Source organism: Saccharopolyspora sp. (assembly GCF_017434145.1).
In the GTDB taxonomy this organism is placed as follows: domain Bacteria; phylum Actinomycetota; class Actinomycetes; order Mycobacteriales; family Pseudonocardiaceae; genus Saccharopolyspora_C; species Saccharopolyspora_C galaxeae.
Window position 1 is genome coordinate 1 of sequence record NZ_JAFRFW010000502.1, and the last position, 3,089, is coordinate 3,089.

Annotated in this window: 2 protein-coding genes; both read left to right on the forward strand. The window is 72.8% G+C overall.

Annotation, left to right across the window (positions count from 1 at the left end; genetic code table 11):
- On the forward strand, positions 1 to 558 hold a 558-nt coding region (locus IJH84_RS13965), incomplete at its 5' end, for an NUDIX hydrolase (protein ID WP_295145024.1).
- Positions 555 to 2,855, forward strand: a complete 2,301-nt coding sequence (locus tag IJH84_RS13970) for a DUF6049 family protein (protein ID WP_200068019.1) — start codon at positions 555 to 557, stop codon at positions 2,853 to 2,855. The genes IJH84_RS13965 and IJH84_RS13970, both read left to right, overlap by 4 nt.
- The last annotated feature ends 234 nt before the right edge of the window (positions 2,856 to 3,089 follow it).

Sequence of the window (3,089 nt, forward strand, 5' to 3'; positions counted from 1 at the left end):
CCCCCGTCGCCCCACCGCTCCGACGGTCCGCAGCCGGGGCGTCGCAACCGGCGCCGCCGCAAGCGGCTGCGGACCGTGGACGAGACCTCGGCCGGGGGGCTGGTGGTCGACGACGCCGAACGCCTCGCTGCGATCATCGGGCGGACCGACCGCAGGGGACGACTGCTGTGGTCGCTGCCGAAGGGCCACATCGAGCCTGGTGAGAGGCCGGAACAGACCGCGGTGCGCGAGGTCGCGGAAGAGACCGGGATCATCGGACGGGTGACGGTGGCGATCGGCACGATCGACTACTGGTTCGTCGCCGGCAACCGGCGGGTGCACAAGACGGTGCACCACTTCCTGCTGGATGCGGTCGGCGGAGAGCTTTCCGACGAAGACGTGGAGGTCACCGAGGTGGCTTGGGTGCCGCTAGGTGAACTGGACGGCGTGCTGGCCTACGCCGACGAACGGCGGCTGGTGCGGCACGCGGTCGCGCTGCTGGACGGGGCCGACCCGGGCGGCGCGCCAAGGCCGGGGACCGGGAACCGGCCGCGGAGCACGGGAACGGAGCCGGGTTGAGGTGTCTGGTAGCCGTCGTGGTGGCGGTCCTGCTGATCGGCGGGATCCCGATCACCTCGGCAGGCACGGCGAATGCGCAGGACTCGTCGCTGGCCCAGCTCGAAGTGACCAAGGTCACTCCGTCGGTGGTATCCGGACCGGGCGAAGTGACGATCAGCGGGCGGCTGACCAACACCTCCGGCCGCACGCTGCACGACATCGAGGCCCGCGTGCAGCGCGGCGCCCCGACCTCCACCGTTCCGGCCACCCAGGACGCGGTGCGCGGAAACGCCTCGACCGTCACGGGCCCCGAGTTCCAACCGCAGGTGGGCAGCCTCGCGCCGGGGCAGCAGGCGCCGTTCGAGCTGCGCATCCCGATCAACGGCGGGCCGCAGTCGCTGCAGATCGACCAGCCCGGGACGTTCCCGCTGCTGGTCAACGTCAACGGCAAACCCGACGACGGCGGCCGGGCGCGGGTCGGTGAGGCGAGCTTCCTGCTGCCGGTGCTCAACACGCCCGGCGCGCCGCCCGCGAAACCTCCGCAGCCCACGCCGATGACGATGCTGGTGCCGATCGTCGACTACCCGCGGATGCAGCGGGAGGGCACCCAGGGGCAGCGTCCGGTGCTCGCCGACGACTCGCTGGCCAGTTCGCTCACCCCTGGCGGCCGGCTCTACGACCTCGTGCAGTCCGTGGTGGAAAACGCAGGACCGGGGTCCCCGCTGGGCAACGGCCTGTGCTTCGCCGTCGACCCGGACCTGCTGGCGACGGTGAACGCCATGCAGGGCGGTTACCAGGTGCGCCAGCCCGACGGCGGGCTCATCGAAGGCACCGGGGCGGCGTCGGCGCAGCTGTGGATGAACAAGCTGCGGCAGGCCACCGAAGGCCGTTGCGTGATCTCGCTGCCCTACGCCGACTCCGACGTGGTGGCGCTGGGCCGGGCCGGGCTGCCGGACCTGATCCAGGGCGCGCTGGACGGCGCGCTGGTCGTGCGCCAGACGCTGCGCCAGGAACCGCAGCGCAACGTGCTGTGGCCGATCGAAGGCGCGCTGGACGAGCCCGCCGCCAGCGAACTCAGCCGCTTCGGCATCGACACGATGCTCATGGAGCCCTCGTCGCTGTCCACGCCCGATGGCTCGCTGGAGCCGGTGCGGCTGCGCGCCAAAGGCTCACCGACCGCGGTGCCGGTCGACCCGCTGCTGTCCGAAGCGCTGGACCCGCTGCACGGCACGCCGCAGGAGTCGACCGCGCTGTCCCCGCCGGACAGCGGGGCGTTGAGCGCGCAGAACGCGCTCGGTGCGATGGCGTTCCGCGCGACCGGCGGCTACCAGGACGGGGCGACTTCGGTGCTGGCGCCGCCACGTCGCTGGAACCTCAGCGGCTCGGACCTGCGTTCGCTGCTGCAGGGCATGGAACAGCTCACCGGCGCCGGGTACGTGCGACCGACCGGGTTGCCGCAGGACGGCGGGCAGGCGCAGCAGGCCGCCACGCCGCCTCCCGAAGCGCGGTTGGCCTACCCGCCGGAACACGCGGGGGAGGAGATCCCGCAGCCGGTGCTGGACCAGCTCGCGCGGCAGAACTACAAGGTCGGCGACCTGTTCCGCTCCAGCAGCCGGGACCCCGCGGCCAACCTGGAACCGGCCGCGCTGACGAACCCGCTGCGCAACGGGCTGCTGCGCGGGGCTTCCAGCGCGTGGCGCGGTGATCCGGACACCGCCCGGCACTGGGTCCGGGTCGCCTCGGACACGCTGGGCGGGGTGCTCTCGCGGGTCCGGCTGGACGAGTTCTCCGGGAAGATCACGCTGACCGCCTCGAACGCGCCGATTCCGATGACGGTCACCAACGACCTGCCGGTGACGGTCTCGGTGGTGCTGCGCATCCCCGACACGGCCGGGATCAAGACGAAGGACCTCGGCGTGATCCGGGTGCCCGCGCAGGGCCGCAGGCACTTCCGGCTGGAGACCGAGGTGCACCGGGCGGGCCAGTTCACCGTCGACGTGGACGTGACCACCGAGTCCGGCACCGAACTCGGGCCCGCGAAGCGGCTGCAGCTGCAGTCCTACGCCTACGACCCGTTCACCGTGGGATTCACCGCGATCGCCAGCGCGCTGCTGGTCGTGCTCTCGGCCCGGCGGATCCTGCGCCGGTTGCGCGCCCGCCGGGGCAGGCAGGGCGAGCAGCCGCACTCGGACTCCGAGTCGACCGCGCCGAACCCGGTCGTCCGGGACGATCCCGCGGCCGAAACCATGCCCGGCGTGACCGGCCCGCCGCCCGCTGGGCCCGGCAACACCACCGAAAGTGACCGCGACCGGGGCTGACATCCTGGTCCAGGCCACACGCCGGGGTGACATGCTGCTGCGGCGCAGGCGGCGAGTGAAGGGCGCGAGAGGTGAACCGAGACAGCGACGCGCAGACGCGGCGGAACGTGCCCGGTCCGGGCCAGCCGCCGCCGGGGCGTGGCGCCGACGCCGAATCGACCCGGCCGATCCCGCGCGTGCCCGCGAACGGCTCACAGAGGCCGGCGTCGAGGGACTCCGCATCGAGTTCAAGAC